Genomic DNA, 25,574 nt, shown 5'->3' with positions numbered 1-25,574 from the left:
CTTGGTCACCTAAAATCAACAAGAAGAATTCGCACTGAAAGGAATCGTCCATGCACAGTCATAACAATGGGCTCAAAACGGTCTTGCTGCTTGGGTCAATGGTTGGTTTTCTTCTCCTTATTGGGGCGGGGCTTGCCTACTTCACCCGCAGCTCCATTTTCATCCTGATTTTTGGTTTGATTGGTGTGGGCACAGTAGCGTACACCTACTGGAATTCCGATAAGCTCGCTATTCGTTCTATGAGGGCCTACCCCGTCACCCGGGAGCAGGTTCCGGGGCTTTACGCTATTGTTGAGGAGCTTTCTGCTCAGGCTAATCAGCCCATGCCCAGGCTCTATGTAGCTCCGACTATGACCCCCAATGCTTTCGCAACTGGCCGTAACCCTCAGAACGCTGCGGTCTGTTGTACTGAGGGTATTTTGCAGCTGCTTGATGAGCGTGAGATGCGAGGTGTGATTGGCCATGAGCTCATGCATGTTTATAACCGTGATATTCTCACCGGTTCTATTGCGGCTGCTATTGCCTCTGTTATCGGCACTATCGCCCAGTTCGCTACTTTTGGTGCTATGTTCGGTGGTAATCGTGACGAGAATCGGGGTGGGGGCCTCATCTTTACCCTGCTCATTGCTTTCCTTGCGCCTCTTGCTTCAGCGGTCATGCAGATGGCTATTAGTCGTACCCGTGAGTATGATGCTGATGAGGACGGTGCCCGTCTCACCGGTGACCCTTTGGCGTTGGCGTCTGCCTTGCACAAGCTAGAAAATGGGGTCTCTCGTTACCCTATGAACCCTGAGAATCGGCAGACTGCTGGGGCTGCGTCGATGATGATTGCTAACCCTTTTCGTGGTGGCGGGTCGATGAAGAATCTGATGGCTACTCACCCGCCTATGGCTGATCGTATTGCCCGGTTGGAAAATATGGCTCGGCAGAGCGGCCAGCTATAAAGTTTAGGTCACAATGACCGAAAGTTGACCGTACAAATTTGTGTAGCTGAAAGAAATGCTCCCCACAGAATCAACCTGTGGGGAGCATCTTTTATTGACTGGGCGGACGCCTGCAACCGGCTAACTGCCTAACGGTAGTTGACGAACTGTAGGTCAACCTCAAGGTCAGCGCCTTTGAGCAGGGCGATAACGTCCTGCAGGTCATCGCGAGATTTGGAGGTAACGCGCAGCTCATCACCTTGGATGGTGGCCTTGACGGACTTGGGGCCTTCTTCGCGAATGAGCTTGGAGATTTTTTTGGCCTGGTCCTGGGCGATGCCCTCCTTGATGGAGGACTCGATGCGGTACTCCTTGCCTGAGGCGTAGGGGTCCCCTGAATCCAGGGATTTGAGGGAGATGCCGCGCTTGACCAGCTTTGACTGGAAAACGTCGAGCACTGCTAGTGCGCGCTCTTCAGAGTTGGCCTTGATGAGGATTTTCTCGCCGGAGAAATCGATGTCGGCGCCGACACCGCGGAAGTCGTAGCGCTGGGCTACTTCCTTTTGAGCCTGGTTGAGGGCGTTGGATACTTCTTGCTTGTCGACTTTTGAGACAACGTCGAATGATGAATCGCTTGCCACGGGTGGTTACCTCTTCTACGTGTAGATATGTGACTCTCGCCCTGAGCCCCGGGGTGGGGGAGTGGGCCTTATCTACAACGGTACCTTGTTTTATAGGGGCTATGCAGGTTATCGCAATCGTTATGAAACTGTGACTCCTTTCTCAGCTAAAGTTCATTTTGGTTTGGAATGATGAAGGTATGGCTGAGAAGAAATCAGCTGCCCACGCTGCAGTCGGCCTACAGCCCGACTCAGGAACCACTCCGGCAGCGCAACAGGTACTAGCTGTAACTGACGAGACCATGCAACGAGCCTATGAGGCTCTCCTTGCAGATTTAGCGACGGACGGCTTTGTGGCCGCCAGCGCTGAACATACAGAGGGTGATGATTCACCCCAGGCTCACCACATCCGAGATTTTGCTGGTGAGCTGGGTCAGAACCTGCATGATGCAGGACTGGTCGCTAGATTTGAGGGCGTGAAAGAAAACCTTGCCCGCGAAATCCGCGGAGGCATGTGCACTCCTCAACAGGCCTACGCATATCTAGAAAATCTTGAAATATCACTTCTGTTAGAGCAAGAAGCTCTAGCGGTAAGTTCTCCTTCTATATAATCTAAGCTACGGCCGACGTCCTTAAACTCAGGGCGTCGGCCCCATGCTTTAACCAGACCTTTAAGTGGTCTTAGCAACAAAAGCTGTTCTCAAGTTGGCAAGCTGTAGGAAAGTGTGTAGAGTATTCTACTGTTCGCTCAAACGAACACATTCAAGAAATTGAATACGGCAGATTACCCGAGCGGCCAAAGGGGGCTGACTGTAAATCAGCTGGCATTGCCTACGGGGGTTCAAATCCCTCATCTGCCACAGCGAAAATCCCGCCTCACACGAGGCGGGATTTTTTGTGCCCACCAAGAGGTCTCTTCATTATCAGAGAAACCCGCCACAGTCTTTAGACAAGCCCCACCAAAACCGGTAGCGTGTTCCCCATGGCAACCATTGAAATTACTCAGGAAAACCTGACCCAGAACGTAGAGAACTCAGATATTCTCTTCCTCGACTTCTGGGCAGACTGGTGCGGCCCCTGCAAGCAGTTTGGCCCCATCTTTGAAGCTGCTTCTGAAAAGTACCCCGATATTACGTTCGGCAAGGTAGACACCGAGGATCAGCAGCAGCTAGCCGCCGCAGCAGGTATCACCTCTATCCCCACCGTTATGGGCTTCCGCGAGGGCGTCCTGGTCTTCTCCCAGCCTGGTGCACTCAACGCCCAGCAGTTCGACCAGATTATCGACGCTGTGAAGAACCTAGACATGGCAGAGGTCCACAAGCAGGTTGCTGAGGCAGAAACCGCCCAGCCCGAACAGGACTAGCCCCTACCAAACTTCCCTATATAGTCGCCCTTCCCCTACCGGGAAGGGCGACTACGCTTTGAGAAGGCTTCTAAAAAGAGCGCATATCCTGCGGAGCATAGCGAGGGCCCCGGCGGGGTTCACTAATACCTGCGGCCTTAATGAGAGCCACAACCCGCTGCCGGTGCCCAGTAAAAGGCGCCAATAGCTGCACCATACGGGCATCATCACCACGTGCACCATCAAAAGCGTAAGTGACGTGGTGAGCAAGATGGTAGTCGCCCACACTAATAGCATCGGGGTGCCCACAGTAACGTTGCAAGGTTTCTGCGATAGTCCAAGGCCCGATACCGGGAACCGAATACAGAGCCTGAGCAAGTTCACTAACCTGATGATCAGCAGCAAACCGTTCAAAAGATTCAGCACGGCGGGCATAATTCACCATGGCCTGGGAACGGGAACGATCAAAACCTGCCCGGTGATAAGCCCAATCAGGAACCTGAGCAAAAACGGACGCCGGCGGAAAAATCACCAGCCCCGGCGGCTGATCAGGGCAACCCGTATCAGGAGCAGGCTCCCCATACCGGCGCAGTAAAGCCCGCATACCTCCCATAGCCTCAATACCGGTAACCCTCTGCTCAGTAACAGCCAACAGAAGATTCTGCGACAACAAACCCACAGCAGGTAGCCTCAACCCCGGGGCCTCAGCACGAGCCTGGGCAAGCCGGCCGGGTAGTCTCTCCCAAGCCGCTGACCTATAGAAACTACTCCACCGGTCCTGCTCACCGAGCCAACCGGGCACACGGGCAGCAAAAGACTCTACGGCAAGCACCTGTGCCGCACCGCCTACTGCTTGACCTGCCCAGAGCGTCACCTCAACTGGGGCGCGCAGGTCGGTGGGGTGCGTCCTGGCAAAACGAAGGATAAGACCCACCCCAGCTTCTCGGGCTGTCGCCCAAAAAACGGGGCCACAAGGCCCAGGAACCTGGCGGAAGAGGGGGTCACAGGTGCCTCGTTGCACGGTGGCAAAAGTCTGGCCCAGATGCAGTCGGTGGGTTGGCTCCAGAACAAAATGCGCTCGCAACATGCTCACCATAGTCTCATATCTGCCCTACCTTCTGGCAGAAACACTGTATCTTCGGGGCAGAAATACTGTGGGCTGTTTATACTCGTACAAGAGCCACGGTAGCCCCGTGGCAGACCCCTACCGTAGATGAAGAAGGCGCATGAGCTCCCCCCTACTGCCTGCAGAATCCCACCTGATCAGGGCGCGTATCAGCGCAGCAACCCTCGCTGTACTTGTCTTTGCCCTGTATAGTCTCTACTCCTGGTTGCAGTGGCGGCACTACGTGGTGCCCTCCTGGGATTTGGGGATTTTCTCGCAGCTAGCCAAGGCCTACGCCTCAGGCCAGGCGCCGATTGTGCCCATTAAGGGGGAGGGGTTCAACCTCTTAGGCGATCACTTCCACCCTGTTACCGTGCTACTGGCCCCCTTCTATTGGCTCTGGCCTTCCCCAGCCACACTGCTTTATGTGCAAAACGGGCTGGTGGCGCTCTCTGTGTATCTGCTGGTGCGTTTTGCCCAGCGGGTTCTGGCCCTGTGGGCGGCCCTGGCTCTTGGCCTTGCCTATGCCCTGAGCTTTGGCATCCAGCAGGCGGTATCTGTACAGTTTCATGAGGTTGCTTTTGCCCTGCCCTTACTCGTGATGAGCCTGGGCTACCTGGCCTTGAGCCGCCTGACGGGCACCCCCGCGCCCCTCTTGCGCCGCTCGGTTTATTGGGCAGCCCCTCTCGTCTTCGTCAAAGAGGACGTTGGTATCACGGTTCTGGTCATCGGCTTGGTGATTCTGGCCCGCACCGGCTGGGTCTCAACGGCCACCAAGCTTGCCTTCCCCTCGGCGTCCGCCCCGGTGCCCTCCGGTTGTGAGCGGGTTCGCGCCCTCTTGCGCTCCTGGGTGAGAACTCCCGCTGTGGCTGAAGCTAGCCTGCTCATGCTCTGGGGCCTGATGTGGCCTCTGCTTGCCGTTGGCCTTATTCTGCCTTATTTCAATACCGGGGGAGTCTTTGACTACTCCGATAAACTCGACATCGCCGCAGCCATTGGGGACCCCCTCGGCGCCTTCGCCCAGCTTTTTTACCCCTGGCAAAAAGCCACCACTGTGGGTCTGCTCTTGCTCACAGGCGTCCTGGCCTGGACGGCTAGCCCCCTTGCCTTAATCGCTGCCCCCACCCTGATGTGGCGTTTTCTCTCGCCCCAAGAGGGCTACTGGGAACCCACCTGGCATTACAACCTGGTGCTCATGCCCATGATCTTTGCTGCCTTACTCGATGTTCTGGCTCGGGCTCGTGCCCGCACCCGCCTACCTGCCCACCAACAGAAAAAGGCCCCCGGTGGGCACACAATTCACAGGGTAAGGGCCGCACTGCGTCACCGGGCCCCGGCGGTTCTACCTGCGCTGGCTCTTATCGTCAGTGTGTGCCTGCTGCCGAACCAGCCGCTCGCCCAGCTCAGTAACCCTAGCTTCGCCACTGCTGAACTTTCCGCCTCAGATCAGATGAAGGCTGAGGCTGTGGCCGCTATCCCACCGGGGGCCACTGTGGCTGCTGACCTATCTGTGCTCACCTACCTGGTGCCGAATCATACCGCTTATTGGATTGGCCACTCTGGGGAGCCTGGCCCCGACTACGTGCTGATTGATTTGCGTGGTAACGCCTGGGGCGGTAACCCACCAGCTAGTGCCGTAGACTACGCCACCGGCCGCTACGGGAGTGCCACCTATGTGCACTACCGCACCATTGGCACCATCGACATTGCTGTGCGCACCCACTAGCTGTACCCTCTATCACCACCGGGGTTCAAAACGGCCAAACTAGGGTAGAGTTGAAAACGTAAGACTCGGGAACCCCCGACCATTTCTCTTCAGCGCCCACGCCCGCTACTGGCAGACAACCACAGGGCCACGCGCGTTCAACGAACATACTTAGGCTAAGCAGACCGTTGAACCTTCGACTAGAGAACCTGATGTGTAATCAGCTCGCCCAAGCGCGCAACCCCTTTTGATAGCCAGCGCCCACGAACCGAAGACCTCTAATTTTTTGAGGCCCCTCGCGAGCATTCCACGGGGACACCCCGTACAGCACCTCCACTTATTGAGAGTGCTGAAACCCCACTCGATGAGGACAACATTGACTGAAAACACTGCTGTTAACGCAGAGACCACAACCGAGGCCATCTTCCAGGAACCTGTTGTAGATACCCCCACCCAGAAGGTAGAAAAGGACGAGGACGGTGGCGTCCGCTTCACCGACCTAGGCCTGGACGCTCGCGTCCTAGCTGCCCTTGAACGGGTCGGCTACGAGAAGCCCTCACCCATCCAGGCTGAAACTATTCCCCTGCTGCTTGAAGGCCGCGACGTCGTTGGCCTGGCTCAGACCGGTACCGGTAAGACCGCAGCCTTTGCCCTGCCTGCCCTGTCGACCATGGCAGAACTGGCTGACATTAATGGTGTCTCCAAGGACACCCAGGTACTGGTGCTGGCTCCCACTCGTGAGCTGGCTCTGCAGGTAGCTGAGGCTTTCTCCTCCTATGCTGCCGATATGCCTGACTTCACTGTGCTACCTGTCTACGGTGGCTCACCCTATGGCCCCCAGTTAGCTGGTCTTAAGCGCGGTGCTCAGGTCGTTGTCGGTACCCCCGGCCGCGTCATTGACCACCTGAAAAAGGGCTCCTTGGACCTTTCTAACCTGCAGTACCTGGTTCTTGATGAAGCAGACGAAATGCTGCGCATGGGCTTTGCTGAAGATGTAGAGCAGATTCTGGCTGATACCCCTGATTCCAAGCAGGTTGCCCTGTTCTCAGCAACCATGCCTAAGACCATCCGCAAGATCGCTGAGCAGTACCTTAACAACCCTGCTGAGGTTCGCGTTAAGTCAAAGACCACCACTAGCGCTAACATTCGTCAGCGTTACATGCAGGTTATGCACTCTCACAAGCTTGAGGCTATGACCCGTGTGCTTGAGGTCGAAGACTACGACGGCATTATTGCCTTCGTGCGCACCAAGAAGGAAACCGAAGAGGTTGCCGATAAGCTCAAGGCCCGCGGCTACCAGGCTGCTGCTATCAACGGTGATATCCCCCAGAACCAGCGTGAGCGTACCGTTGAAGCCCTACGTGCTGGCCGCATTGACATCCTGGTTGCAACTGACGTTGCCGCCCGTGGCCTTGACGTTGAGCGTATCTCCCTGGTCGTCAACTTCGATATTCCTCACGATACTGAGTCCTACGTGCACCGTATTGGCCGTACCGGCCGTGCAGGCCGCGCAGGTGAGGCTATCCTCTTTATGACCCCGCGTGAGAAGTACATGCTGCGTCAGATTGAGAAGGCTACCCGCCAGCAGGTTGAGCAGATGCACATGCCCACTGTTGAGGATGTGAACAGCAACCGCAAGCAGAAGTTCGCCCAGCAGATTACTAACACCATCGAAACTGAAGATCTCAGCTTCTTCCGTGAACTCATCGATGCTTACGCTAACGAACACGATATTGAAGGTGAAGAGATCGCGGCAGCTTTGGCTGTTATCGCCCAGCAGGGTCGCCCCTTCTTAGCCGAAGAAATGCCTGAGCCTAAGAGTAAAAAGCGCGACCGTGACCGTGACCGCGACTTTGACCGTGATGACAAGCCCCGTGGCGGTCGCCGTCATGCTGAAGAAGGCATGGTTGACTACAAGCTCAACGTGGGCCGCTCTTCACATGTCTCACCGGCAGCTATTGTTGGTGCCCTCACTAACGAAGGTGGCATTAAGGGTAAGCAGGTTGGCGCCATTGATATCCGTCAGCACTTCACCATTGTTTCTCTGCCTGAAGCTGAGCTGCCCGGTGACTTCTTTGACCGCCTGCGCGATACTCAGGTAGCTGGTGAGTTCATCAACATCAAGCGTGACCGTGGCCCTAAGGGTGGCGGGGGCGGACGCCGGTTCGACCGTGATGACCGTGGCTTTGGTAAGAAGGACTTTGGCGGTAAGAAGTTCAACCGTGATGACCGTGATCGTGGTTTTGGCGACCGTGGTTTTGGCGGTAAGAAGAAGTTTGACCGTGATGATCGTGGTTTTGGCGGCAAGAAGAAGGGCCGCAAGAAGTTCTAGGGCCTGTGCTATAGAACACCCATTAAAAGCAGGTTCTAGATTTGCGTCTACTGAATGTTGTACCGTAAGCTAGTATCTGTTGCCCCGATAGCTCAGTGGTAGAGCGCCATCTTGGTAAGATGGAGGTCCCGGGATCGATTCCCGGTCGGGGCTCTTGTATGAGCCCAAACAAGTTCATACATGGCGGTGTAGCTCAGCTGGTTAGAGCGCACGACTCATAATCGTGAGGTCGACGGATCGAGCCCGTCCACCGCTACGCCCCGATAGCTCAGTGGTAGAGCGCCATCTTGGTAAGATGGAGGTCCCGGGATCGATTCCCGGTCGGGGCTCAGTTAACCTGTCAAGCTATGCGCTTGGCAGGTTTTTTGTTTAAGTAAGGAGGAGCCGTTGAGCCGTTCAGACGTCGAGAAGTACCCCAGCATATTGGTGAACCCTCATGAGCCCGTAGACCCAGTGAAGAACTATAAAATCATTGGGCCCGGTCTAGTCGTTGCAGCTACCGGTATCGGCGCTGCTGACCTGGTAGCAACACTTGTAGCGGGTTCACGCTATGGGTATGCCCTGCTGTGGGCCGTCTTCGTAGGTGTAATTCTCAAGATTATTCTGGTCGAAGGAGCTGGGCGATACACCCTGGCTACCGGGCGGTCCATCTTTGAGGGCTGGAAGTCCCTGGGCAAATGGACCAGCGTCTACTTCGCCCCCTACATCATGATTTGGGGCTTTGTCTATGGGGCTACCGCCATGAGCGCCTCAGCCATGCCCCTAGCCGTCCTTTTCCCCTTCCTAGACCTGAAAATCTGGGCCATCATCATGGGCCTGCTAGGTTTTGGCTTTGTCTGGTTGGGTAAGTATGAGGCCGTCGAAAAAATTACCGCAGTTCTAGTGGGGCTCATGTTCCTGCTGATTGTAGGTCTGGCTATTTACACCCTGCCCAACCTTCCTGAGCTTTTCAAGGGTCTTATTCCCCTGATTCCTGAAGGTGGCCTTCTCTACACCCTGGCTCTGGCCGGTGGCGTCGGCGGCACTATCACCCTAGCTGCCTACGGTTACTGGTTGCGCGAAAAGGGCTGGGCAACCCCCCGTTTCATGCGTGTGATGCAGATTGATAACGCAGTAGCCTACGTGCTCTCAGGCATCTTCGTCATTGCCACCTTGATCCTGGGCGCTGAGATTCTCTACTCTGTGGGCGCAACCGTCTCCGCGGGCGACAAGGGCCTCTTGGACTTGGCTGATATTTTGAAGGACCGCTACGGTACCATCATCGGTAACCTTTTCTTGGTGGGTTTCTGGGCTGCCTCCTTCTCCTCCGTTATCGGAGTCTGGTCTGGCGTCTCCCTCATGTTCGCAGATTTCTGGGGTATTTCCCGCGGTAAAGAATCGGGCCACCCCGATACACGTACTGGCGGTAAGTACTTTAAGTTCTACCTGCTGTGGCTGACCTTCCCGCCCATGACTCTTCTCCTGCTTGACCGCCCCATCTTCTTGATTCTGTTCTACGGGGTGCTGGGAGCCTTGTTCATGCCCTTCTTGGCTGTGACCCTACTTGCCTTGCTCAATACCCGCCGTGTGCCTGATAACTGGCGCAATGGGATTACCACCAATATTTTGCTGGTAATTACTACTGTACTTTTTGGTGCTCTGGGTATTGTTCAGGTCTGGAATGCTATTGCTAAGGTTCTCCCTGGGTAGCCTCTTGCCTTAGAGCTGGGGTGGGTGTCGTCTAAGACGGCATCCACCCCTTTTTTGTCTAGCAAACAGAGGTGCGATGCAATAGGGCACCTAATTTTTAGGTAGGCAAGGTGGGCACGTAGAGTGGTGCTATGGCTATTAATGAAGAGATTGTGGGCCGCACCTACCCGGCCACAGAACCCTATAGCGTGGGGCGAGAGAAAATTCGTGAGTTTGCTGCCGCGGTGAAGGCAACCAACCCCCTGCATTTTGAGGTTCAGGCGGCCCAGAGCGCAGGCTACCGTGACTTGATTGCCCCGCCTACTTTTGCGATTATTCTGGCACAGAAAGCGGACGCTGCCCTGATCAGCGACCCTGAGGCAGGCATCGACTTCTCCCGCGTGGTTCATGCTGACCAGCGCTTTACCCACCACCGCCCCATCGTGGCAGGGGACCAGCTACTGACTGAAGTACACGTCGATAGTGTGCGAGTCATGGGCGCTGGAGCCATGCTCACTACTCGCGAGGAAATTACCACTGTAGAGGGCGAAAAAGTCGCCACCTGCATCTCATCACTGCTGGTTCGGGCGGAGGACTAACCCATGACTCTTTCTTTTGATTCCCTTGAAAAGGGCACCGAGATTGGTGCCCGCCAGATTCCTGTGACCCGCGCTGACCTGGTGGCTTATGCGGGTGCGTCCGGCGATTTTAACCCTATCCACTGGAACGAACGCTTTGCCACTGCTGTTGGCCTGCCCGGCGTCATCGCTCACGGCATGTTCACCATGGGCGCTGCTGTGCAGCTGGTGACCGACTGGGTGGGGGATGCTGGCGCGATTGTGGACTACCAGACCCGGTTCTCTAAGCCTGTCCCTGTCCTTGATGCCCAGGACGCTGCCTCCCCAGCTACCGGCGGGAATATCATCTCTGTTGCCGGTAAGGTGGGTGCCCTGGATACGGACGCCCGCACCGCCCGCATTGACCTCACCGTCACAGCCCCCGACACTGAGGGTAAAGAACAGAAAGTGCTCATGAAAGCACAGGCTGTAGTAAAGCTGACCTAGCAGCCACCACATTCTTCTACAGATATGGCATCTTCTCGCTTGTGAGTAGATGCCTTATCTTGTGTGGCCACTAGAATAGAGACCGGATCACACATACCAAGTGATAACCAAACTAAGCACGAGAGAAGCGACCCTACACCTTATGGCACAGACCCCTCGCACCCAGCTTTCCGACCGGCAGATTAAGACCTGGTACCGGGCCGTGCTGGGGCTCTTCTTTGCTAGTGGCCTTGTAATTTCAGCCTTGCTGACCCGTCTGCCCGATGTCGCAAGTGGGCTGGGTCTAAGCGCCGGGCCCATGGGTCTGCTCCTGCTGGGCATGACCTTAGGGTCCTTCTGCGCGGTCAGCTTTTCTGGGGCTATGGTGGCCCGTTATGGGGCGAGAAGCTGTATCGCCGCAGCCTATAGCATCGCTGTCATCGGCATGGTCCTCATTGGTGTGGGTGTTCAGCTAGCTAATCTTCCTTTGACAGTAGTGGGCCTTATCCTACAAGGTATCGGCAGCGCTCTATCTAATGTTGCCGCTAACGTACTGGGGGTAGCTAATGAGCGGGCCCTTGGCCGTTATATCACCCCCATCATGCACGGATTTTTCTCTATCGGAACTGTCGCCGGTGCGGCCGTCAGTACCCTTGACACCCGCCTGGGAGTGCCTTTCCTTATCCACATGGGGTATTTTGCGCTGGTAGTTGCCGCCCTCGTGGCGATTTCTCTCAAGTTCTGCCACAGTGAGAACTACGGGCAGGACGATACCCAAGCCATCGCCGTCGTCGGCTCCTACCGGGTGCGTGATGCCTGGCGCGATAAGCGCACTATCCTCATTGGCCTTTTTGTGCTGGGCATGGCCCTGGCCGAAGGCTCCGCCAATGACTGGGTAGCCATGGCCCTCACCCAAGACTACGGCACCAGCGAGACCGTCGGCTCCTTGGGCTACTTCACCTTTGTTGTAGCCATGACAATAGGACGCTTTGGAGGCACCTCCCTCCTTAACCGCTTTGGCCGAGTACCGGTACTCCGGGCAACCTGCACTCTCGTCATTATTGGCCTGACCCTCTTCATCTTTGCCCCCACCCTACCCTTGGGCTTTATTGGCCTGCTGATCTGGGGTCTGGGCGCTTCCTTGGGCTTCCCCACCGGCATATCAGCAGCTTCAGATGACCCCTCCAAGGCCGCGGTGCGTATGTCTGTGGTCGCCACAATTGCCTATGTAGCTTTCTTAGGCGGCCCGCCCTTACTGGGCTTTTTGGGAGAACAATTTGGTATTCGCCATGGGCTCCTTGCGGTCCTAATTTTCGTGGTAACTTCTTTGGCGCTCACCAGCCAACTGGAATCTAAGCGAGCTACCCAGGTGATTCATAGCGAAAAGCTCTAGAGGAGCTTGCTAGAGGCACCGGGGCTGCTTCCCTGGTGGGGGTGCTGACAGACGGTAGCCGGGCGGAGCCGGTAGAATGGGCACCGTGACTGACAAGCTTTTAAGTGAACTGACTACTGCCGCTGTGGGCGGCCCCGCCCGTCTCTTTATTGAGGCTAAGAGCGAGCAGGAAATTATTGACGCCGTAACCGCCGCTGATAAGGCAGGGGATACCCTGCTGGTGGTCGGTGGGGGCTCTAACCTGCTGGTAGCTGATGACGGCTTCGATGGGGTAGTGGTGCACGTAGCGTCCACTGGTATTGAGACCCTGAGCGACTCTGCCTGCAGTGGCACCACCTTGCGCGTGCAAGCAGGCCACAGCTGGGATGACTTTGTGGCCTATACGGTGGAGCACGAGCTTTCCGGCGTGGAGGCCCTCTCCGGCATCCCTGGCACCGTAGGAGCTACCCCTGTTCAGAACGTGGGCGCTTACGGCTCTGAGGTTGCTCACACTATTGCTTCGGTGCGCACCTGGGACCGTGAAACCGGCGGCTATAAGACCTTCACTAACGCTGATCTGAAGTTTGCCTACCGGGACTCAGTGCTCAAACAGACGACTGTGAACGGCTCACCGCGCTATGTGGTACTGACCGTAGATTTCCAGTTACCCCACGGGCCCTTGTCTGCCCCCGTCCGCTACGCTGAGCTGGCCCGTCAACTGGGCGTTGAGGCGGGGGAGCGCGCTGATTCTCACCAGGTGCGTGAGACTGTGTTGCGCCTGCGCGGGGGCAAGGGCATGGTCCTTGACGCCACCGACCGCGACACCTACTCCACCGGTTCTTTCTTCACCAACCCCATCGTGGGGCAGGACGTCGCCGCCCAGCTACCTGAGGACGCCCCCCGCTACCCGGCAACCACCCCCACCGGTGAACCGCTGGAGGGCATGGTCAAACTCTCTGCTGCCTGGCTGATTCAGCAGGCCGGTTTCGATAAGGGCTTCGGCCTTGCCGGTGAGGCCCTTGACCTTGCCGGGGGCCGGGCATCACTATCTACCAAGCACACCCTGGCGATTACTAACCGTGGTGGTGCCTCAACCTCCGACATTGCGGCTATCGCCCGCGCTGTGCGCAGCGGGGTTGAGCAGAGTTTTGGGGTGCGCCTGGTACCTGAGCCTGTGGTCGTCGGCTTTACTCTCTAACGCAGGGGCACAATGAGCCTAGAGAAAGAAATTGAGAGTGGGCAAGGCGGGCTCCTACACCAGCGCATGGATCGCTTCCGTGCCTTTATGGGGCGCCACGCCGCCCTACTCATGCTTTACCGCCTACTGGTGATTGGGCTGGGCTTTCTGTGCATTCTTGCTGGCCTTATCATGCTGGTGACGCCGGGGCCCGGCTGGCTCTTTATCTTTATGGGTATGAGCCTGTGGGGCACAGAATTTCATTGGGCCCACCGTCTAAATGTGTGGGCACGGGCCAAGGTGCTGAACATCTGGAGGCAGATGAAAGCTCGGCGCCGCCAGGCCCAGCGTCGCCGGAATGCTGCCCGCTGGGCTCGCCGCCCCCACAGTAGCCATTACTGCCCCACGGGCTGCCACTATAGAGAAAAAACACCTTACAATTCTCCATAAGGGGCTACCCAAACTACTGGCTCTCTAACCCCAGCATCCGGTCAAGAATCTCGTGAATCTTCTGATCCTCAAAGCCTAGCTTGCGCATGGCTGTAATATACTTCTCGGTCAGGGTCTGGGCCTTATGAGCGGTGGAATCAAGAGCCGTAATAAAAGACCCGGCCCGCCCGTGCGTCTCAATGGCCCCGGCAGCCTCTAGCTCCTTATAGGCCTTAGCAACCGTATTGACCGCTAAACCTGTTTCAGCGGCTAATGCCCGCATGGGTGGCAGCCTGTCCCCGGCAGCCAGCACCCCAGAGGCGCGTGCCGCAATAATAGCCCGGCGCAGCTGGGAGTAGGGTGGGACGTCCGATTCCTTATCAACCCTAAAATTTAAAGAACGAATGCCCCCGCATAGCTCCTCATGGGAGTCATGAATCGGGGGCATCTCGTGTTTGGTCATAGCACCAGTCTAAAGGGTGCCGGTCGCAATCTTGAGCATACGGCGCACAGGTTCTGCAGCGCCCCACAGAAGCTGGTCACCAACAGTAAATGCAGAGATGTACTGGGGGCCCATATTGAGTTTGCGGATGCGGCCCACCGGAATATCTAGGGTGCCGGATGCCGCAACGGGAGTCAGGCCCTCAACGGTGGCGTCCTTGGTGTTGGGGATAACCTTTGACCACTGGTTATCTTCATCAATAATCTTCTCGATTTCCTCAACAGTCAGGTCTTCCTTGAGCTTCAAGGTTAGAGCCTGGGAGTGAGAGCGCATGGTGGCAATACGCACGCACAGGCCATCAAGAACCACACGGTCATCGCCTTCAAGGCCCAGAATCTTGTTGGACTCAGCCTCAGCCTTCCACTCTTCGCGGGACTGGCCATTCCCCAAATCAGAGTCAATCCAGGGAATCAGCGAACCGGCCAGGGGCACACCAAACTGGGTGGTATCAAGATCACCAGAGCGCTGCAGTTCTAGCACCTTGCGGTCAATCTCAAGAATGGCGGAGGCAGGGTCATCTAGCTCAGATGCTACATGCCCCTTGATGTCGCCAAACTGCTTGAGCACCTCGCGCATATGGCGGGCACCGCCACCAGAGGCAGCCTGGTAGGTCATAGAAGTACCCCACTCCACCAGGCCCTGCTTCCACAGACCACCTAGACCCATGAGCAGGCAGGAGACAGTGCAGTTACCGCCCACAAAGTCCTTAACACCTGACTCCAGGCCGCGGTCAATAACGTCGCGGTTAATGGGGTCAAGCACGATCAGGGCGTCATCGTTCATGCGTAGGGTAGAGGCAGCGTCAATCCAGATGCCCTTCCAGCCGCGCTCGCGTAGCTGGCTGTGCACAGCCTTGGTGTAGTCGCCACCCTGGGCGGTCACAATGACAGGGAGCTTGGCCAGCTCATCGATGTCATGGGCGTCCTTAAGGGTGGACTCCTCAAGGGCACCGTCAAAGGTAGGGGCCGCAGAACCGGCCTGGGAGGTGGAGAAGAAGACGGGGGTTATACCCGCGAAGTCACCTTCTTCAAGCATGCGCTTCATGAGCACGGAGCCAACCATGCCACGGTAACCAACAAAGCCTACAGAATCACCAGATGTAAAAGTCATGGTTTTAGTCTATCTTTTACCGGCTCCCGGCGCAGAGTCTGGAACCGCATGGCGAGAGGTAGCTTCTGCCCTGTACCAGTAAGAGCATAGCCCTTCTCAGAGCGGACGGGCGCGCCCTCAGTCACCAGCGCCCAACCCTCACCCAGCTCAGGGGCGTAGGTATCACCGGGAACCTCAACCTCAAAGAGGGTACGCTCCACCAGGCTCACCTGCCCCCCAGCAACACCGGGCAGATTGGTACGCCCTAGAGCCTCAGCGTAGAGGGAGCCACCACCAATAAGCCAGTAGGTGCTAGCCTCCGGGGCCAGATGCTGAGCCTGGCTCAAAGCCTCATCGAGGGAAGAAACCCACACGGCACCGTCCTTATGTTCAACTTCGGTGACCGACCGGGAAATAACAAGGTTGAGTCGCCCCGGTAAGGGGCGAAAGCGGGGAGGGAAAGACTCCCAGGTTACCCGCCCCATCATGACCGGGGTACCCAAGGTAGTCTGCTTGAAATGGTTCAAATCTTCAGGGGCATACCAGGGCATATCACCATCGCGGCCAATCACCCCATTGCTGGCCTGCGCCCATATCGCTCCAAGCTGGGGCAGCTGCTGCTGTGAAACCGAGAGGTTTTCTTGACTCATACCCACACCCTAGACCGCAATCGGGGCTTTAATGAGAGGGTGGTGGCGGTAATCTACCAGCTCAAAATCCTCGAACTCATAATCAAAAATTGAGGACTTCTTATTCTTAATGCGCAGGCTCGGGTAAGGGTAAGGCTCACGCGAGAGCTGCTCGGTCACCTGCTCATAATGGTTGGAATAGATATGGCAGTCACCGCCGGTCCAAATAAACTCACCGGGTACCATACCCACCTCCTGAGCAATCAGGTGGGTCAGCAAAGCGTAGGAGGCAATATTGAAAGGTACCCCCAAGAACATGTCTGCACTGCGCTGGTAAAGCTGGCAAGAAAGCTCCTGGCGGCCGTCCTTACGAGTTTTAACGTAGAACTGGAAGAGGGCATGGCAAGGAGGCAAGGCCATATTATCGACCTCAGCTGGGTTCCAGGCTGAGACAATATGGCGGCGGGAATCAGGGTTCTTCTTCAAAGAATCAATGACCTGAGCGATCTGATCGATGGTGCCACCGTCACCAGCAGGCCAGGAGCGCCACTGCACCCCGTAGACCGGGCCCAGTTCGCCGTCCTCATCTGCCCACTCATCCCAGATAGTCACGCCCCGCTCTTGTAGCCAGCGCACGTTCGATTCACCGCGCAAAAACCAGAGCAGCTCAATAACCACCGACCTAAAATGCACCTTCTTAGTGGTAATCAGCGGGAAGCTCTCCGTAAGATCAAAGCGCATCTGACGGCCAAAGACACTCTTGGTACCAGTGCCGGTGCGGTCAGCTTTCTCATCGCCGGTAGCCATAATCTCGCCCAGCAGGTCTTCGTAAGGGGTAGGGGTAACAGTCATATCTTCTTTAATCGTCAAAGGGCTTAATCTGTTCGAGTGAAACAACGGTCTTGGGGTGAGCTACAGAAACCTGGAGCACCCACATTTCCCCGGGCTTAAGGTAGGGGTCGCTGGTGGGCAAATGAGGGCGCAGCTGCTTATTCAGGTGCTCACCCAGTACCTCAAGCACGGTAGGGAGCACCGGGCGGTGAGTGCAGAGAACCACCGGCTTATCACGCTTCTCAAAGAGAGATTCAACGACCTTACGCGCATGCTTGGGAGCCCGGGCGTGGTGCGCCTCCGTCAGTGCCCGCTTCTCTTTGATAGAAATACCCGAGGCCTTGGAATAAGGGTAGACCGTCTGCATACAACGCACCCAGGGGGAAGAAATGATGCGTTCGGGCTGCCATGCCTCTAAAAGCCGCCCCACTGCCAGGGCCTGACGCTTACCGGTAGCAGCAAGAGTACGCTCACCTTCGGCACCGGCCCAGCTAGCGCGGGGTTTTGCCTTAGCATGGCGCACAATAATGACGGGGCGGGTGCACAGGTTCTGCCCGTGTTCTAAGGCCAGCAGGGCATCTAGGGGTTCTTTATCAGTGACGTTGGTGAGCATGGTGCGGGCCTGCTTGGGGCTGACCCAGCGTAGCTCATCCACTTCCCCTTCATCGGCTACCGCTTTTTGCCCGGCAGGTGCTTGGACAGCCCAGTAGTAGACTTCTTTCGCTTTGCCTTTCACCTCGTAGGAGGTCACTGCCAGCGGGGCACCCAGAGTGACCTTGAGCCCTACTTCTTCGCGAATTTCACGGACGGCGGTTTCTGGCAGGGTCTCGCCGGGGTCTTGTTTACCTTTGGGCCAGGACCAGTCGTCATAGTGGGGGCGGTGAATAATGAGCACCTGCACCTGGTCTTGGTGCCTGCGCCAGATAATAGCACCAGCGGCGTTGATAGCTGCCCGGGTGCGGGGGCCACGGCTGAGCGAGAGAGCACCGTTGTGGCTGTGGGCGGCGTAGAAAGTTTCGGTGTGCGGCATGTGGAAAGCTCCGTGGGGGGTGGGGCAGGCGTTCAGAATGTCCTTGAGTTAACCGAAGGGTAACTCAAGGACATTCTATGCCCATTCGTTCTAGGCGCGTAAATACCAAACAGGAGGGTCTAGGAGCTGGTAGGCTACCTAGGCCCGTTTGTTGCGCTTCTGCTCGCGGCTAGCTAGGTAATAGGCTTGCACATCGCGTAGGGGCGCACCGTCAGCGTCCAGGTGGTGCCGCTCCCACCGGCCATCAGAGGCTAGGTGCCAGTTACTGGTTTTGGGGGAGAGGTAGTCATTGAACATGGTGAGCAGATATTTGATGTGGGCTTCTGCCTTCACCTGCACCAGGGCTTCGACACGGCGGTCTAGGTTGCGGTGCATCATATCAGCTGAACCGATGTAGACCTTGGGGTAGCCCCCATTTTCGAAGGTGAAAACACGGGAGTGTTCAAGGAAGCGGCCCAAGATTGAGCGCACCTTAATGTTCTCAGAAAGGCCCGGCACACCGGGGCGTAGGGCGCAGATACCGCGCACTACCACATTGACTTCCACCCCGGCCTGGGAGGCCCGGTAGAGGGAGTCGATGATAGCTTCATCCACCATTGAGTTGCATTTGATCTGAATTTTGGCGGCTTTCCCTGCCCGCTTGTGCTCAATTTCTTTATTGATGTTGTCGATGAGCCCTGAGCGCAGGGAGCGGGGGGCAACAAGAAGCTGCTTGTAGGTGGTCTTGGGGGCGTAACCGGAGAGCTGGTTGAAGAGGCGGGAGACGTCCTCACCAATCTGCGGGTCGCAGGTAATAATGCCGAGGTCTTCGTAGAAGCGGGCGGTGGAGGGGTGGTAGTTACCGGTACCGATGTGGCAGTAGCGGCGCAGCCCCTCTGCCTCTTTACGGACGACCAGGGAGAGTTTGCAGTGGGTCTTGAGACCAACGATGCCGTAGACCACATGCACACCGGCGCGTTCGAGTTTGCGGGCCCAGTGGATGTTGGCTTCTTCGTCGAAGCGGGCCTTAATCTCGACCAGGGCCAGAACCTGTTTACCAGCTTCAGCAGCTTCAATGAGGGCATCAACGATAGGTGAATCGCCGGAGGTACGGTAGAGGGTCTGCTTGATAGCTAGGACGGCTGGGTCGGCTGCTGCCTGCTCTAGTAGGGCCTGCACACTGGTGGCGAAGGAATCGTAGGGGTGGTGTAGCAGGACGTCGTGGTAGCGGGTTGCTGTGAAAACATCTGCTGCCTTTGAGGTCTCGTTGGCGTTGAGCCAGCGGGAGGTGTGGGCGATGTGCTTGGGGTATTTCAGGGCTGGCCGGTTGGTTTTGGCGATGTCAGAGAGGCCTCGAAGATCAAGGGGGGCGGGGAGCTTGTAGACTTCGTGTTCATCAATACGGAGCCGGGAGACGAGCAGCTCAAGGATTTCGGGGTTGATGGTGTCTTCAACTTCTAGTCGCACCGGGGGGCCAAAGCGGCGGCGTAGTAGCTCGGTTTCCAGGGCTTTGAGGAGGTTTTCGGCGTCGTCCTCTTCAACTTCTAGGTCTTCGTTACGGGTGATGCGGAAGGCGTGGTGTTCAACGACTTCCATGCCGGGGAAGAGTGCCTCTAGGTGTTCGGCGATGATGACTTCAAGGGGGATGAAGCGTACTTCCCCTGAGGAGGCTTTGACGGAGCGGGCGCCGTCTACTGCTACCATGCGCTCGATGGCTTCGGGTACTTTGACGCGGGCGAAGAGTTCTTTGTCGGTCTGGGGGTTGCGCACAATCACGGCCAGGTTTAGCGATAGGCCAGAGATGTAGGGGAAGGGGTGAGCTGGGTCAACTGCTAGGGGAGTGAGCACGGGGAAGAGTTGGGAGCGGAAGAAACGGGAGAGTCGCTCTTGCTCTACGGAGGTGAGGTCTTCCCAGCCGACAATGCGGATATTTTCTTTTTCCAGTTCGGGGTAGACCTGTTCGTGGAAGACACGGTACTGGCGCTCTTGTAGGGCGTGGGCGACTTCAGCTATTTTTTCCATCTGCTCTTCGGGGGCGAGTCCTGCTGCTGAGGGAACAGCGATACCGGTGGCAATACGGCGCTTGAGGCCAGCTACACGCACCATGAAGAATTCGTCTAGGTTACTGGTGACGATGGAGAGGAAGTTTAGACGCTCGAGTAGGTAGAGGTTTGGGTCTTCAGCGAGTTCGAGCACGCGGGTGTTGAAGTCTAGCCAGCTGATTTCGCGGTCGAGAAAGCGGTCTGCGCTGAAGTCGCCCTCAAGGTTGGGTTGTTTGATTTTTTTGCCGATGTCAATGCGGTCTACGCGGGTTTCTGGGCGTTCAATTTTCTTGATGTGGCCGTGACCGTGGACGTGGTGGTGGGTTGGGGTCCCAGCAGGGAGGTTAATCAAGGGGGTTGCCTTTCAATGCAAGGGGGCGGGGTGAAGATTAAGGGTGGGTAGGGGCAAATTGTCGGTCGATGGTGAGGGGGGTAAACCCAAGGGAGCGGTAGAGGTCTACAGCAGTGGTATTGTCGGCATCAACATAGAGCACAATACGGTCAAGTGGGGTGCCCTCTTGGGTGGTGGCTTCAGCTAGGTAGGCCATGCCGGCTAGAGTGAGGGCTTTACCTAGGCCTCGGCCCTGCCAGGTGGGTGAGATGCCGAGGGCATAGATTTCACCTTCGGGGTGTTGGCCTTGTGCTGTGGGGATTTTGGTCCAGTGGAAGCCTGCTAGTTGCCCCTTGCCCTCCTGAGCCAGGAAGAAGCCTTCGGGGCGGAACCAGTCAGAATCGGTGCGTACCTTAAGGTCATCGAGGGTTAGCCGCCCCTGTTCGGGGTGGTGGGCAAAAGCTTGGGCATTGACCTGTACCCAGGCTTCAGCCTGGTCCGGGGTGTAAGTACTCAGAGTCAAGCCAGGGGGGAGGGGGCGGTTCTGGGCTGCTGCGCGGACGCCTGCCCGCACCTGCTCGGTCAGGGCCAGACCCAGCTTGTAGAGTTCGCGGGTGGGGTGCAACCCTAGCTTATTGGCCAGGTGTGTAGCTGCCTGCACAGCAGGGCTAAACTCATCAGAGCCCCCGTGCACCCAGGCCCGGAGCGGCTCATCGCCGGTAGCCTCAACAGCAGCACGAATCAGGGCGGAACCGATACCCCGGTTGCGGGCAGCAGGGGTAACTGCAGCCTCAAGTACCCACAGCTCACCTTCACGCACTAGGGCAGCGAACCCTACCGGCTCAGTACCTAGCCGGGCCTCAAAAAGCTGTATGCTGGCGTCCGCACCTTGGGCTGCTTTACGCAGTTCAACAAAAGTCTGCTCAGAAAAAGGGGCTGCGCCGTCCTGCTGGTGGGTTCGCTCAGCTAACTGCTCAAAATCAGCTATTAGAGCAGCTGAAACCTTAGGCGAAATAATCTTACACACCACGCGCGCCTCCTGAAGACATCACAGCTACTATACAAGCCTACCGGGAATCAGAGCGGGCTGAATTGAAGCTATACCCAACATTGCGCACAGTTGTAATCAACTGTTCATGATCAGGGCCCAATTTCGACCGCAGACGGCGAATATGCACATCAACGGTGCGAGTGCCACCGTAGTAGTCATAGCCCCACACCTCAGAGAGCAACTGGGCGCGCGTAAAGACCCGGCCCGGGTGCTGCACCAAAAACTTCAGTAACTCAAACTCTTTATAGGTCAGGTTCAAGGGTGCCCCTTGCAGACGGGCAGAATAGGAGGCCTCATCTACCATGACAGCCCCGGCCCGAATCACTGTGTTCTCTGGTTCTGAGTCCTCAGCTACTTGGGAGGCTAAAAGCCGCAATCGAGCCTCAAGCTCAGCTGGGCCTACCGACTCAAGCGCAATGTCATCCACCATCCAATGCGGCGCAACGGCGGCCATGCCGCCCTCTGTCAGCACCATCAATAGCGGTGTGGCACAACCAGAACTTTTCAACAGCTGGGCACAATTACGGGCCGCAACTAACTGCTCACGAGCATCAACCAAAACCACATCAGGGCCCAGGGCCTGCACCATGGAAGCAGACGCACTCAAAGGCAAGGCTGATAGCTGGTGAGCCAATAACCCCAGCGACTGAGTGACATCGGAGCCATCGGTCGCAGAATCACTCAATACGACAATATGCAGCACGCTCACACACTCCTAGAACAGGTCAACTCAAGCACCAGTATAAAACGCAGGGCACAGACGTTGATAAAAAGACTCATAATACGGGAAGATAAGAAGGATGCCGCCGCCCGCACCCGGGCACCCCACACAGCGAGATGAAACCCAAGAGTGACTACTAAAGACCCCACCCAGAACAGAGCTATCCGCACCTTCGTTCCTGAGCTTACCAAGCTCCGACGCGCCCAACGTAAAGCCGTCTATGAAGGCCCCCTGGGGCGAATCGGGGCCACACCCCGTTCCCGCTACGCCCTGGTAGCTCTTTCTGCACTCATCACCCTCATTGCGTTGGTCATCACCGCAGCTATCTCACCTGATGCAGCTGCCTTGGCTGGGCTGGGGGCCGTACTCTTGATTGCCGGTGGCTGGCCTGCCTCTACCGGTATTGCAGAGTTGCGGGGGCGCCGCCGTATTACCTCTCACTCTGTCATTGTTCTGCTTTCTGGGGTGGCCTCCCTGCTCTATTCTTGGCTGAACCCTGGCCATGCTCCTCTGGCTTTTCTGCCTGCTATTGCAGCGGTGGGGGTAGTTGCCAGCTTTATGGTGGAACTTGCCCGTGGTGAGGGAGCTGTGGGGCGGCTGGAGTCTGTGATTAGTTGCGTTTCGGGTGTGCTTGCCTCGGTGTCTGTTGCAGGTTGGGTTGGTTTAGCAATTGTGGCCAGGGATCTTGAGACTACCTACCCCGTTGTCACCATTGGTCTGGGTGTTGGCTTGCTACTGACCTTGATTGGTATCCGTGTTGTATCAGCAGGCCCCACCGAGGGGCCTCGTCGTGGCGCTATTACTCTGGGTGTAACGCCTGTGGCGCTGATTGGTGTTATCGCCTATGTGTGTGCGACTTTCCTCACTCGCGTGGTAGTGTAGCGGTATGAGTATTCTTGCACTTGAAATTTTCTTTCTTGTCCTTCTGGGCCTGGCAGGTCTGGCGATCTTCACCTGCATCGGTTTCGTGCTCACCGGTCTCTTCCGCGGCCAGAAGTAAGCAACCCACAGGCTTATAGCACCGGCCCCGCGCATTGTTGCGCGAGGGCCGGTTTTCTTTATATTTCGGGCACCTAAGGTAAGTCGTCAGAGGGGTGCCCTCACTGCTCATACCTGCCCCTCTCCTCAGGTTGGCTTGCCGACTACAATGGTGTGTATGGCTATTGAAATTCCTACCAACCTCACCCCCGAACTTGTGCCCTTCTCCTGGCTGCTGGGCACCTGGGAGGGCATTGGCTCCCTCTGGTACGAGGGCTCAGAGTCAACCCCTTTCGGGCAGATTATTACCTTCAGCCAAGATGGCCTACCCTTCATCGAATACCGCGCCGAGAGCTTCCTGCTCGATGACCAGGGCCAAAAGCTGCGCCCCCTTACTGTAGAAACTGGCTTCTGGCAGATTGACCGCACCCAGGTAGACGGCGATGTGGGCCCTGGCTTGGTGCCTGCTGACATAGTTCCTGTCCACCAGGACGCTGAGTCGGTGGAGTCCCTGCGGAATGAGGACGGCGGCTTCAACCTGCTTGCTACTATCGCCCACCCCGGCGGCCTGACTGAAAACTATGTGGGCATGATTAAGGGCCCGGTGGTGCGCATGCAGACCGGCAATATGCTCAAGGATGACATCACCAAGGACTACGCCGGTTCTGTGCGTCTCTGGGGCTTGGTCAACGGCAACCTGATGTGGGACTGGGAGACCGCTAACCCTGAAACCCGAAAGCTGGAGAAGCACGCCTCTGCTGAGCTGCGTAAGACTTCCTCTATGAGTGGTGACGATTTGGGGACCACGATGTTCGGTGGCGAAGATTTTGCAGGTGACCAGTAGTGACCGGCTATCGTAGCCCCCTCTTATCTCGCCCGGGTGCTTTTGCGGCTTCTGGGGCAGATAAGGGGGTTGCAGCCCACTACGGTGACCCTGTAGCTGAGCAGCGGGCACTAGCCCGCCGTGCCCAGTTCACGCTGGTGGATCACTCCAACCTGGGGGTGGTGACGGTTGTGGGTGAAGACCGCCTGAGCTGGCTGACCACCCTCTCTAGCCAGGTGCTCACGCAACTGGGGGAGGGTGATTCCACTGAGCTTCTTCTGCTGACCCCTCAGGGGCGTATCGAATTTGCTGCCTTTGCCGTTGAGAAGGACGGCGCAGTTTGGCTGATAACCGAAGGTGAGCAGGCAGCGCCCCTGGTTAACTATCTGAACCGTATGAAGTTTATGCTGCGCGTTGAGATTACTGACCGCACCGAAACTCACGCTGTGCTGGGTTCCACTCTGGACCCGCGTGAGGCTGAGGGTGCCAGCGCCCTGCTTGCAGGCGGTATTATCTGGGCTGACCCCTGGGGGGCCGGTATCGCCACCGGTGGCTACACTTACGCGTCCGTTGGGGAAGAGCAGCACCCGGGCTCTGCCTACCACCGTTACCTGACCATTGTGCCAGCCCACCGCTTACTTGATGCGGTGGAGGGCGCTAAACTGGCAGGTTCCTGGGCTGCTGAGGCCCTGCGCATTGAGGCCTGGCGGCCGCGCGTGGGTGTGGACTCTGATGAGAAAACCATCCCCCATGAACTAGATTTGCTGCGCACCGCTGTGCATTTGGAGAAGGGCTGCTACAAGGGCCAGGAGACTGTGGCCCGCGTGCATAACCTGGGTCACCCTCCCCGCCGCCTGACTTTCCTCGACCTGGACGGCTCCGAGCATACCCTGCCCGCTGCCGGTTCTGCCGTGCTGGCCGGTGAGAAGAAGGTGGGTACTGTGACATCGGTGGCCCTGCACCATGAGGCTGGGCCTATTGCCCTGGCTCTGCTCAAACGGTCGGTTGACCCGGCCGCCACCCTGCGCGTGGTAGATGGGGGAGATACGGACGCCGAGGGCAACCCCGCAACTAGCCAGTACGCCGCCGCCCAGACCATCATTGTTGCTCCGGACGCTGGCCAGGTGGCCGGGCGCCGGAACATGGGGGATTTTTTGCGTAGTTAGGGCCCCGAAAAATAGGAGCCTCTGAAAGTGTATAAGAGTCTGCACAGTCTAGGTGCAGGATACTTGGGCAGGAGGGTTCTGTCCTGAGTCTGCCCGGTTCACCGTTGATGTCGCTAGTATTATCACCGCTGGTAGCCGCCGCGATTTTTACTTCACCTCCACTACCATCGATACCGCCACCTACCCAACCGCTGAGCTTCGTGTGACAGAAACCGTTGACCTAGGTATTCCAGTAGCTGATGAAACCGTAATGGTGGAACCAAGCTTCGGTGGTAGGTGGGACTGGTTGGGTTCTGCTACCCAAATATTTTCTCAGGCTCTTTACATGTAACGTTTATCATGTAAAAATTCTTCTTACAGGCTTAGTGCTGATATAACGAAAATTTTTTTCAATTCAGGGAGTCGTGATGTTTAATCGGGTTTGTGGTTTTCTAGTATCTCTAGTAATTGCTATTTCGTTCGGCCTAATGGCCCCAGCAAATGCTGTTACTTCTCCTGGAGATTCGTATGATAGCGAGATGCTGGCAGAGAAGCTTTTAGAATACGCTGTGCTTGATTCATTTGGCAATATTGAATATTTCGATGTTGACAGAGCGCGGGTGGATGGCGTGAGGCTTATTCAAAAGTAGACACGCACCCCACACCCACCAACTAGACAACGGCCCCACCCGCGGCAAAAATATGAG

Annotated in this window: 25 protein-coding genes and 4 tRNA genes; 19 read left to right on the top strand and 10 right to left on the bottom strand. The window is 56.9% G+C overall.

Annotation, left to right across the window (positions count from 1 at the left end):
- Nucleotides 1-50: 50 nt before the first annotated feature.
- Nucleotides 51-944 (top strand): zinc metalloprotease HtpX, encoded by an 894-nt coding sequence (gene htpX, locus ACED87_RS01670; RefSeq protein ID WP_449081167.1) that lies wholly within the window; start codon nt 51-53, stop codon nt 942-944.
- A gap of 128 nt (nt 945-1,072) precedes the next feature.
- Here the strand turns inward: htpX and ACED87_RS01665 are convergent, their stop codons facing one another.
- Nucleotides 1,073-1,564, bottom strand: coding sequence for a YajQ family cyclic di-GMP-binding protein (locus ACED87_RS01665; protein WP_449089515.1), 492 nt, complete (start codon nt 1,562-1,564; stop codon nt 1,073-1,075).
- A gap of 179 nt (nt 1,565-1,743) precedes the next feature.
- Here ACED87_RS01665 and ACED87_RS01660 point away from each other — a divergent pair, with 179 nt between their 5' ends.
- The 3 genes from ACED87_RS01660 to ACED87_RS01650 all read left to right on the top strand — a co-directional run bounded on the left by ACED87_RS01660 (nt 1,744) and on the right by ACED87_RS01650 (nt 2,906).
- On the top strand, nt 1,744-2,154 hold the full coding sequence (locus tag ACED87_RS01660; RefSeq protein WP_449089514.1) for a hypothetical protein: 411 nt from the start codon (nt 1,744-1,746) through the stop codon (nt 2,152-2,154).
- Nucleotides 2,155-2,321: 167 nt separating this feature from the next.
- A tRNA-Tyr gene (locus ACED87_RS01655) sits at nt 2,322-2,403 on the top strand.
- 122 nt (nt 2,404-2,525) lie between these two features.
- The gene (locus ACED87_RS01650; protein ID WP_449089513.1) at nt 2,526-2,906 is read left to right on the top strand and encodes a thioredoxin family protein; all 381 of its coding nucleotides are present in this window, start codon (nt 2,526-2,528) and stop codon (nt 2,904-2,906) included.
- A gap of 70 nt (nt 2,907-2,976) precedes the next feature.
- Here ACED87_RS01650 and ACED87_RS01645 read toward each other — a convergent pair whose 3' ends face one another.
- Nucleotides 2,977-3,972, bottom strand: a complete 996-nt coding sequence (locus ACED87_RS01645) for a DNA-3-methyladenine glycosylase family protein (RefSeq protein WP_449089512.1) — start codon at nt 3,970-3,972, stop codon at nt 2,977-2,979.
- A gap of 139 nt (nt 3,973-4,111) precedes the next feature.
- Here ACED87_RS01645 and ACED87_RS01640 point away from each other — a divergent pair, with 139 nt between their 5' ends.
- The 11 genes from ACED87_RS01640 to ACED87_RS01590 all read left to right on the top strand — a co-directional run bounded on the left by ACED87_RS01640 (nt 4,112) and on the right by ACED87_RS01590 (nt 13,737).
- Nucleotides 4,112-5,716 carry a DUF2079 domain-containing protein gene (locus tag ACED87_RS01640; RefSeq protein ID WP_449089511.1) on the top strand — a complete coding sequence of 535 codons (1,605 nt, stop codon included), beginning with the start codon at nt 4,112-4,114 and terminating at the stop codon, nt 5,714-5,716.
- 343 nt (nt 5,717-6,059) lie between these two features.
- A complete protein-coding gene (locus ACED87_RS01635) occupies nt 6,060-8,027 on the top strand; it encodes a DEAD/DEAH box helicase (RefSeq protein ID WP_449081156.1) in 1,968 nt (655 codons plus the stop codon).
- Nucleotides 8,028-8,108: 81 nt separating this feature from the next.
- A tRNA-Thr gene (locus tag ACED87_RS01630) sits at nt 8,109-8,180 on the top strand.
- Between the two features lie 29 nt (nt 8,181-8,209).
- Nucleotides 8,210-8,283: transfer RNA gene (locus ACED87_RS01625), tRNA-Met, on the top strand.
- A 1-nt stretch (nt 8,284) separates the two neighbouring features.
- Nucleotides 8,285-8,356: transfer RNA gene (locus tag ACED87_RS01620), tRNA-Thr, on the top strand.
- 91 nt (nt 8,357-8,447) lie between these two features.
- Nucleotides 8,448-9,716 (top strand): Nramp family divalent metal transporter, encoded by a 1,269-nt coding sequence (locus ACED87_RS01615; RefSeq protein ID WP_449081334.1) that lies wholly within the window; start codon nt 8,448-8,450, stop codon nt 9,714-9,716.
- Nucleotides 9,717-9,847: 131 nt separating this feature from the next.
- Nucleotides 9,848-10,294, top strand: a complete 447-nt coding sequence (locus ACED87_RS01610) for an FAS1-like dehydratase domain-containing protein (protein WP_449081154.1) — start codon at nt 9,848-9,850, stop codon at nt 10,292-10,294.
- Between the two features lie 3 nt (nt 10,295-10,297).
- Complete coding sequence (locus ACED87_RS01605; RefSeq protein ID WP_449089510.1) at nt 10,298-10,759, top strand: MaoC family dehydratase; 462 nt, start codon at nt 10,298-10,300, stop codon at nt 10,757-10,759.
- 142 nt (nt 10,760-10,901) lie between these two features.
- A complete protein-coding gene (locus ACED87_RS01600) occupies nt 10,902-12,131 on the top strand; it encodes an MFS transporter (RefSeq protein WP_449081150.1) in 1,230 nt (409 codons plus the stop codon).
- An 85-nt stretch (nt 12,132-12,216) separates the two neighbouring features.
- The gene (locus ACED87_RS01595; RefSeq protein WP_449081148.1) at nt 12,217-13,308 is read left to right on the top strand and encodes a UDP-N-acetylmuramate dehydrogenase; all 1,092 of its coding nucleotides are present in this window, start codon (nt 12,217-12,219) and stop codon (nt 13,306-13,308) included.
- 12 nt (nt 13,309-13,320) lie between these two features.
- A complete protein-coding gene (locus tag ACED87_RS01590; protein ID WP_449081147.1) occupies nt 13,321-13,737 on the top strand; it encodes a PGPGW domain-containing protein in 417 nt (138 codons plus the stop codon).
- Between the two features lie 13 nt (nt 13,738-13,750).
- Here the strand turns inward: ACED87_RS01590 and ACED87_RS01585 are convergent, their stop codons facing one another.
- From ACED87_RS01585 to ACED87_RS01550, 8 genes are all read right to left on the bottom strand, one after another.
- Nucleotides 13,751-14,179: a GntR family transcriptional regulator gene (locus ACED87_RS01585; protein ID WP_449081145.1), complete on the bottom strand. Its 429-nt coding sequence runs from the start codon at nt 14,177-14,179 to the stop codon at nt 13,751-13,753.
- 9 nt (nt 14,180-14,188) lie between these two features.
- The gene (asd, locus tag ACED87_RS01580; protein ID WP_449081143.1) at nt 14,189-15,328 is read right to left on the bottom strand and encodes an aspartate-semialdehyde dehydrogenase; all 1,140 of its coding nucleotides are present in this window, start codon (nt 15,326-15,328) and stop codon (nt 14,189-14,191) included.
- Nucleotides 15,325-15,957: a dihydrofolate reductase gene (locus ACED87_RS01575; protein WP_449081141.1), complete on the bottom strand. Its 633-nt coding sequence runs from the start codon at nt 15,955-15,957 to the stop codon at nt 15,325-15,327. The genes asd and ACED87_RS01575 overlap by 4 nt, the downstream gene beginning before the upstream one ends.
- Nucleotides 15,958-15,966: 9 nt before the next feature.
- A complete protein-coding gene (locus ACED87_RS01570; RefSeq protein WP_449081139.1) occupies nt 15,967-16,788 on the bottom strand; it encodes a thymidylate synthase in 822 nt (273 codons plus the stop codon).
- 7 nt (nt 16,789-16,795) lie between these two features.
- A complete protein-coding gene (locus ACED87_RS01565; protein ID WP_449081137.1) occupies nt 16,796-17,797 on the bottom strand; it encodes an NUDIX hydrolase in 1,002 nt (333 codons plus the stop codon).
- A gap of 138 nt (nt 17,798-17,935) precedes the next feature.
- Nucleotides 17,936-20,170, bottom strand: coding sequence for an RNA degradosome polyphosphate kinase (locus tag ACED87_RS01560; RefSeq protein ID WP_449081135.1), 2,235 nt, complete (start codon nt 20,168-20,170; stop codon nt 17,936-17,938).
- Nucleotides 20,171-20,207: 37 nt separating this feature from the next.
- Complete coding sequence (mshD, locus tag ACED87_RS01555) at nt 20,208-21,176, bottom strand: mycothiol synthase (RefSeq protein ID WP_449081133.1); 969 nt, start codon at nt 21,174-21,176, stop codon at nt 20,208-20,210.
- Between the two features lie 40 nt (nt 21,177-21,216).
- Nucleotides 21,217-21,903: a response regulator transcription factor gene (locus tag ACED87_RS01550; protein ID WP_449081131.1), complete on the bottom strand. Its 687-nt coding sequence runs from the start codon at nt 21,901-21,903 to the stop codon at nt 21,217-21,219.
- A gap of 147 nt (nt 21,904-22,050) precedes the next feature.
- Between ACED87_RS01550 and ACED87_RS01545 the strand changes: the two genes are divergently transcribed.
- The 4 genes from ACED87_RS01545 (at nt 22,051) to ACED87_RS01530 (ending at nt 25,219) form a co-directional block, all read left to right on the top strand.
- Nucleotides 22,051-22,803, top strand: coding sequence for a hypothetical protein (locus ACED87_RS01545; RefSeq protein WP_449081129.1), 753 nt, complete (start codon nt 22,051-22,053; stop codon nt 22,801-22,803).
- A 274-nt stretch (nt 22,804-23,077) separates the two neighbouring features.
- The gene (locus tag ACED87_RS01540; protein WP_449081128.1) at nt 23,078-23,743 is read left to right on the top strand and encodes an FABP family protein; all 666 of its coding nucleotides are present in this window, start codon (nt 23,078-23,080) and stop codon (nt 23,741-23,743) included.
- The gene (gene ygfZ / locus ACED87_RS01535) at nt 23,743-24,888 is read left to right on the top strand and encodes a CAF17-like 4Fe-4S cluster assembly/insertion protein YgfZ (protein WP_449081126.1); all 1,146 of its coding nucleotides are present in this window, start codon (nt 23,743-23,745) and stop codon (nt 24,886-24,888) included. The genes ACED87_RS01540 and ygfZ overlap by 1 nt, the downstream gene beginning before the upstream one ends.
- 52 nt (nt 24,889-24,940) lie before the next feature.
- On the top strand, nt 24,941-25,219 hold the full coding sequence (locus ACED87_RS01530; RefSeq protein ID WP_449081124.1) for a hypothetical protein: 279 nt from the start codon (nt 24,941-24,943) through the stop codon (nt 25,217-25,219).
- Nucleotides 25,220-25,574 lie beyond the last annotated feature (355 nt).

It is taken from the genome of Rothia sp. 32237D007AR, assembly GCF_053544675.1.
Note: the sequence above shows the minus strand (reverse complement) of the source record. Positions and strands in the feature narration are given on the sequence as shown.